Genomic DNA, 6,545 nt, shown 5'->3' with positions numbered 1-6,545 from the left:
ACGACTGTGGAGTATCATATCAAATGCAAGTAGTTTTTATAACAAAAGCAGATACATTGAAACAGTAAAATTCTTAAAATGTTTATATTTGATTACATTTTAAGTAGCAGGTAATTTAATGGAGTAAAATTTTATGGAAGAAGCATTAAAAGAAGCATATTCTGGTATTAAAAATCATCATGGTGGTCCTTTTGGATGTGTTATTGTAAAGGATGGAAAAATAGTTGGAAGAGGTCATAATTGTGTTGTATCTGGAAATGATCCTACAAGGCATGGAGAAATGGAAGCTATAAGAGATGCATGTAAAAATTTAAATACTTTTGATTTAAGTGGTGCCGTATTATTTACAACATCAGAGCCATGTCCTATGTGCCTTGGAGCAATTTTATGGGCAAATATACATAAGGTATATTATGGATGTACCTGTGCTGATGCAGCAGAAATTGGATTTAGGGATAGTGATTTTTATGATTATTTAAATGGTAATAGTAATATTTTAGAGTTAGAAGAATTAGAACGTAAAGAATGTAAAAAATTATTTTTTGAGTATAGTAACATGAAAGGAAATAAAAAATATTAATTAAAACAAGATTATTTTATTACATGGCTTTAAGATACAAAGAGTTCTCATTAATTTGAGAAACTCTTTCTTTTTTTAGAAAAAAGTTGCACTATATATAGCTATTGACATAAAATTAAAAATATATTAATATAATTACTATAGTTTAATAATTTAGCGTGATAAAGTAATAAAGCGGAGGATGGTTATGAATAATAAATATGTAATTCCAGAAGGAATGAGAGATTTAATATTAGGTGAATGTGAAGTTAAGAAAAAGCTACAAAAGGATATAGAAGAAGTTTTAGATAGATGGGGTTATAAAGAAGTAGTTACACCTACTATAGAATATTATCAAACAATAAATTCAGGATTTCAAAATTTAAAAGAAGAAGAAGTATATAAATTTTTTGATTCTAAGGGAAAAATACTTGTACTTAGACCTGATATGACAGTTCCTATAGCAAGAGTGGCAGCTACTAAATTTAAAAATATAGAAAAACCACTTAGGTTTAGATATACAGCAGATGTATTTAGATTACATAAAAATTTTGGCGGTAAGAAAAACGAATATACAGATTGTGGTGTTGAACTTATAGGATTAAAGGACAAAGATTCAGATCTTGAAATTTTAGAAGCAGCTTTAGAAACATTAGAAGTTTTAGGTGATACAAAGTTTAAATTAGAAATGGGACACATGGATTTCTTTAATGCTGCCGTAAAAGATTTGAATTTAGATGAAGAAAAAAGAGAAAAACTTGCTACATTAATAGATAAGAAGAGTTTAAAATCATTATATGATTATTTAGATGAACTAAATTTATCAGAAGAATATAAAAATTTCTTTAATGAACTGCCATTATTATTTGGAGGAATTGAAGTATTAGAAAAGGCAAAAAAATTAGCTTTTAATAAAGAATTAAAAGAAAGTATAAGCTATCTTGAAAGTTTATATAATGATTTAAGAAGTTTAGGATATAAAGAAAGTATTACATTTGATTTGGCTATGGTTCCAAGACTTAATTATTATACAGGTCTTATATTTAGAGGATTTGTAGATGGAGTTGGTGCTACTGTTTTAAGTGGAGGAAGATATGATAAGCTTATAAAAACTTTTGGAGAAGATTATCCTGCCATAGGTTTTTCTGTTAATTTAGATACTTTATTAAGTGTTTTAGATATTAAAAATGCAGATGATAGAGATAAATTTGTAATATATTATGGAAAAGATAATAAAATTGAGGCATTAAAAAAAGCTAAGGGATTAAGACAAGAAGGAAATGTAGTAGAACTTATTCCAACAAAAGAATGTTCAAAATTTGAAATAAAGAAGGAAGTGTAATTAATGAGCATAAGTATTGCTTTAACTAAAGGAAGATTAGAAAAGGAAACTGTAAAATTACTTGATAAGTGTAATTATGGAACTGAAGAATTAAAAGACAAAGGCAGAAAGCTTGTATTTAAGGATACAAAATATGATATAAAATATTTTCTTGTAAAAGCTGCTGATTCAATTACATATGTTGAACATGGTGTTGCAGATATTGGAGTAGTAGGAAAAGATACACTTTTAGAAGCTGATGATAATTATTATGAACTTTTAGATCTTGGAATAGGAAAATGCAAATTTATAGTTGCATCACTTCCAGAAAAAAATATATTTAAAAAAGTAGGTCATATAAAAATTGGGACAAAATATCCTACAGTAGCTAAAGAATATTTCAAAAAGAAAAATATGGACGTTGAAATAATAAAAATAGAAGGTTCAGTAGAACTTGCACCAATTCTTGGACTTTGTGATGCAATAGTTGATATAATGGAAACAGGAACAACATTAAAAGAAAATGGACTTGTAGTTTTTGATACAGTATGCCCAATAAGTGCAAGGGTAATTGTTAATAAGGCAAGTTTTAAAATGAAAAAAGATGAAATAGAAGATTTTATAAATAATTTAAAGAAAGTTATTTAGGAGGTTTTATAACTATGTTAATGGAAGAATTTGATCTAAAAAAAGAAGGTTATGATAAATTAAAAAAGCAAATTCAAGAAAGAGAAAATGAAGCAGATACTAAAGTTATTGAAATAGTTTCTGGTGTACTTAGTAATATTAAATCAAATGGAGATAAAGCATTAAAAGAATATACAGAGAAATTTGATAAAGTTTCTTTAGAAAAGCTTGAGGTTACAGAAGAGGAACTTAACAAATGTTTTGATATTGTAGAAGATAAATTTATTAAGGATTTAGAAGAAGCTAAAGAAAATATTGAGTTCTATCACAGAGCTCAAAAACAAAGAGGATTTATTTTAAATAAAAATCAAGGAATCTTTTTAGGACAAAGAGTTTTGCCCCTTGAAAAGGTTGGTGTATATGTACCAGGAGGTACAGCTGCATATCCTTCATCAGTACTTATGAATGTTATACCAGCAAAGGTTGCAGGAGTATCACAAATTGTAATGGTAACACCACCTAGCAAAGATGGTGGTATTAATCCTTATATAGGTGTAGCTGCTAAAATTGCAGGAGTAGATAAAATATATAAAGTAGGAGGAGCACAAGCTATTGGAGCACTTGCTTATGGAACAGAAAGTATTCCTAAGGTAGACAAAATAGTAGGACCTGGTAATATTTTTGTTGCAACTGCTAAAAAATTAGTATTTGGAACTGTAGATATAGATATGATTGCAGGACCATCAGAAATACTTATTGTAGCTGAGGAAAATGCTAATCCAAAGTATGTTGCAGCTGATTTAATGAGTCAAGCTGAACATGATAAATTAGCATCTGCAATTCTTGTAACAACTTCAAAAGAACTTATTCCAAAAGTTAATGAGGAATTAAAAAGACAAATGGCAACTCTTGAAAGAAAAGAAATTATAGAAGAATCTCTTGAAAATTATGGTAAGGTAATACTTTGTGATACTTTAGATGAATGTATTGAAGTATCTAATGAAATAGCTCCTGAGCATTTGGAACTTATGATAGATAATGCTATGGAACAATTAGGAAAAGTAAAAAATGCAGGATCTGTATTTTTAGGACATAACACAGCAGAGCCAATAGGAGATTATTTTGGTGGTACAAATCACGTATTACCAACAAGTGGTACAGCAAGATTTTTCTCAGCCCTTTCAGTAGATAGCTTTATTAAAAAATCATCATTCCTTTATTATTCAGATGAAGCAATACAAGCTCATGGAGAAAAGATAGTAAATTTGGCAAATAAAGAGGGTCTTACAGCACATGCTAATTCTGTAAAGGTAAGGTTAAAATAATGAAAGAAAGAAAAGCAAAAATTGAAAGAAATACAAAAGAAACTAAGCTAAAACTTGCAATTAATTTAGATGGAACTGGAAAAACTAATATAAAAACAGGTGTGGGTTTTTTTGACCATATGCTTAATTTAATGGCATTTCATGGAGGATTTGATCTTGAGGTTCAAGCTCAAGGTGATTTAGAAGTATGCGATCATCATACTGTTGAGGATATTGGTATAGCCCTTGGAAAAATATTTTTAGAAGCTTTAGGAGATAAAATGGGTATAAAAAGATATGGAACATTTTTTGTACCAATGGATGAAACTTTAGCTCATGTATCTCTTGATATAAGTGGCAGACCATATCTTGTATTTGAATGTGATTTTAATAGAGAAAGCATTGGAAATTTCTCTACAGAAATGACTAAAGAATTTTTAAGAGCTTTTGCCTTTAATGCAGGTATTACACTTCACGCAAGAGTTTTATATGGTGAAAATGATCATCATAAGGTGGAAGCAATATTTAAGGCTTTAGGAAGAGCATTAAATATTGCAAAAACTGTTGATAAAGATAATATGGTATTACCTTCAACAAAAGGAATGCTTTAAAAGGAGGTAAATAAATGATAGTCATTATTGATTATGGAATGGGAAACTTAAAAAGTGTTTATAATGCATTAAAAAAAATAGATTGTGAATGCATGATTTCTGGAAAAGTAGAAGATATAAAAAAAGCAGATGCTTTAATACTTCCAGGGGTTGGAGCTTTTAAAGATTGTATGGATAATTTAAATAAAGCTGGTCTTGTAGATGTTATTAAAGAAGAAGCTAAAAAAGGTAAATATCTTCTTGGAATATGTCTTGGAATGCAAGTTTTATTTGAAATAGGCTATGAAGTTGAAGAAAGAGAAGGTCTTGGACTTTTAAAGGGTGAAATTAAATTAATGAAGGACCCTAATGTAAAAATACCTCATATAGGATGGAATAATTTAGAAGTTAATAGAAATGATGAAATTATAAAAGGACTTAAAGAAAATTCTTTTGTATATTATGTTCATTCCTATGCAGCTACTAATTATGATGAAAAAGATTTAGTGGGATATTCAAATTATGGAAGTATTAAAGTTCCAGGACTTTTTAGAAAAGGAAATATAATAGGGGCACAATTTCATCCGGAAAAAAGCGGAGAAATAGGTCTTAACATACTTAGAAATTTTAAGGAGTTGGTAATGTGATAATTATACCTGCAATAGATATAATAGATGGAAAACCTGTAAGACTATATCAAGGGGACTATAATAAAAAGGAAATAGTTGCGGAAGATATTTTAGAAACTGCTAAGTCTTTCGAAGAAAAAGGTGCTGGATACATACATATGGTAGATTTAGATGGTGCAAAACGTGGAGAACTTGTAAATGGAGATGCTATTATTAAGGTGGCAAAAACAGTTAATGTACCAGTAGAAGTAGGTGGCGGTATAAGAAGCTATGAAACTATAAAATATCTTATTTCAAATGGTGTATCAAGAGTAATACTTGGTACAAGTGCTATGGAAGATGAAGAGCTTGTAAAAAAAGCTATAGGAGATTTTAAAGAAAAAATAGCTGTTGGTATAGACTGTAAAAATGGATATGCCTGTGGCAGAGGATGGCTTGAAGAAAGTTCACTTTATTATATAGATTTTGCAAAAAAATTAGAAAAGCTTGGAGTTAAAAATGTTATTGTAACAGATATAAGTAAGGATGGAACTCTTGAGGGACCTAATACAGAAATGTTAAAGAATCTAAGCAAAGAAGTAAGTATGGATATAACAGCTTCTGGTGGTATAAGAGATATTAATAATATTAAGGAATTAAATGATTTAGGACTTTATGGTGCTATAACTGGAAAGGCAATTTATTCAAATACTTTATCTTTAGAGGAGGCTATTAATCTAACAAAGGAGGGAAAATAAATGCATACAAAAAGAATAATCCCATGTTTAGATGTTCGAAGTGGAAAAGTAGTTAAGGGAGTTAATTTTGTAGGAATTAAAGAAGTTGGTGATCCTGTAGAGCTTGCAAAACAGTACTACCAGCAGGGAGCAGATGAACTTGTATTTTTAGATATTACTGCAACTCATGAAGGCAGAGGTATAATGGAAAATGTAGTATCTAGAGTGGCAGAACAAATATTTATACCATTTACTGTTGGTGGCGGACTTAGAACAATGGATGATATAAAAGCAATATTGAGAGCTGGTGCAGATAAAATAAGTTTAAATTCTGCAGCAGTTAGAGATAAAACATTAATACAAAATGGAGCATATTATTTTGGAGATCAATGTATAGTTTTAGCTGTAGATGCAAAAATGAGACAAGATAAATCTGGATGGAATGTAGTAATAAATGGTGGTAGAATTGATACTGGAATAGATGCACTAAAATGGATAGAAGAAGGAACAAGACTTGGGGCAGGAGAAATACTTTTAACATCAATGGATGCAGATGGCACTAAAAAAGGTTTTGATATAGAACTTACAAAGGCAGTATCAAATATAACAAATGTTCCTGTAATTGCTTCAGGAGGTTGTGGATCTTTAGAGCATTTTTATGATGTATTTAAAGATAATGCTGCAGATGCAGCTTTAGCAGCTTCAATGTTCCATTACGGAGAAGTAACAGTAGAAGAAGTTAAAAAATATTTAAAAGATAAAAACATACCAGTTAGAATTTAATATATTAAATGGGGTG

Annotated in this window: 8 protein-coding genes; all 8 read left to right on the top strand. The window is 29.4% G+C overall.

Translation table 11 applies throughout. The annotated features are described in order from the left end of the window. Nucleotides 1-133 precede the first annotated feature (133 nt). The 8 genes from ACTNAO_RS08680 (at nt 134) to hisF (ending at nt 6,529) form a co-directional block, all read left to right on the top strand. A complete protein-coding gene (locus ACTNAO_RS08680; protein ID WP_441028174.1) occupies nt 134-580 on the top strand; it encodes a nucleoside deaminase in 447 nt (148 codons plus the stop codon). 187 nt (nt 581-767) lie between these two features. Continuing rightward, nucleotides 768-1,901, top strand: coding sequence for an ATP phosphoribosyltransferase regulatory subunit (hisZ, locus tag ACTNAO_RS08675; RefSeq protein ID WP_441028172.1), 1,134 nt, complete (start codon nt 768-770; stop codon nt 1,899-1,901). 3 nt (nt 1,902-1,904) lie between these two features. Continuing rightward, on the top strand, nt 1,905-2,528 hold the full coding sequence (gene hisG, locus ACTNAO_RS08670; RefSeq protein WP_441028170.1) for an ATP phosphoribosyltransferase: 624 nt from the start codon (nt 1,905-1,907) through the stop codon (nt 2,526-2,528). Nucleotides 2,529-2,542: 14 nt separating this feature from the next. Then, nucleotides 2,543-3,832, top strand: a complete 1,290-nt coding sequence (gene hisD, locus ACTNAO_RS08665; RefSeq protein WP_441028168.1) for a histidinol dehydrogenase — start codon at nt 2,543-2,545, stop codon at nt 3,830-3,832. After that, nucleotides 3,832-4,422 carry an imidazoleglycerol-phosphate dehydratase HisB gene (hisB, locus tag ACTNAO_RS08660; RefSeq protein ID WP_441028166.1) on the top strand — a complete coding sequence of 197 codons (591 nt, stop codon included), beginning with the start codon at nt 3,832-3,834 and terminating at the stop codon, nt 4,420-4,422. Before hisD ends, hisB begins: the two co-directional genes overlap by 1 nt. A gap of 14 nt (nt 4,423-4,436) precedes the next feature. Next, on the top strand, nt 4,437-5,048 hold the full coding sequence (gene hisH, locus ACTNAO_RS08655) for an imidazole glycerol phosphate synthase subunit HisH (protein ID WP_441028164.1): 612 nt from the start codon (nt 4,437-4,439) through the stop codon (nt 5,046-5,048). Continuing rightward, nucleotides 5,045-5,767: a 1-(5-phosphoribosyl)-5-[(5-phosphoribosylamino)methylideneamino]imidazole-4-carboxamide isomerase gene (hisA, locus tag ACTNAO_RS08650; RefSeq protein WP_441028162.1), complete on the top strand. Its 723-nt coding sequence runs from the start codon at nt 5,045-5,047 to the stop codon at nt 5,765-5,767. The genes hisH and hisA overlap by 4 nt, the downstream gene beginning before the upstream one ends. Next, entirely contained in the window at nt 5,768-6,529 is a 762-nt protein-coding gene (hisF, locus tag ACTNAO_RS08645; protein WP_441028160.1) for an imidazole glycerol phosphate synthase subunit HisF, read from the top strand. It begins immediately after the preceding gene. Nucleotides 6,530-6,545 lie beyond the last annotated feature (16 nt).

The sequence above is a fragment of the Clostridium sp. HCP1S3_C6 genome, assembly GCF_052066735.1.
Taxonomy (GTDB): domain Bacteria; phylum Bacillota; class Clostridia; order Clostridiales; family Clostridiaceae; genus Clostridium.
This window is presented reverse-complemented; position numbering and strand designations above follow the sequence as displayed.

Excerpts from the sequence above, each read along its gene's own strand:
- hisD (WP_441028168.1), top strand. The coding sequence starts at position 2,543 with ATGTTAATGGAAGAATTTGATCTAAAAAAAGAAGGTTATGATAAATTA.
- hisF (WP_441028160.1), top strand. The coding sequence starts at position 5,768 with ATGCATACAAAAAGAATAATCCCATGTTTAGATGTTCGAAGTGGAAAA.
- hisB (WP_441028166.1), top strand. The coding sequence starts at position 3,832 with ATGAAAGAAAGAAAAGCAAAAATTGAAAGAAATACAAAAGAAACTAAG.
- hisH (WP_441028164.1), top strand. The coding sequence starts at position 4,437 with ATGATAGTCATTATTGATTATGGAATGGGAAACTTAAAAAGTGTTTAT.
- hisZ (WP_441028172.1), top strand. The coding sequence starts at position 768 with ATGAATAATAAATATGTAATTCCAGAAGGAATGAGAGATTTAATATTA.
- hisG (WP_441028170.1), top strand. The coding sequence starts at position 1,905 with ATGAGCATAAGTATTGCTTTAACTAAAGGAAGATTAGAAAAGGAAACT.
- ACTNAO_RS08680 (WP_441028174.1), top strand. The coding sequence starts at position 134 with ATGGAAGAAGCATTAAAAGAAGCATATTCTGGTATTAAAAATCATCAT.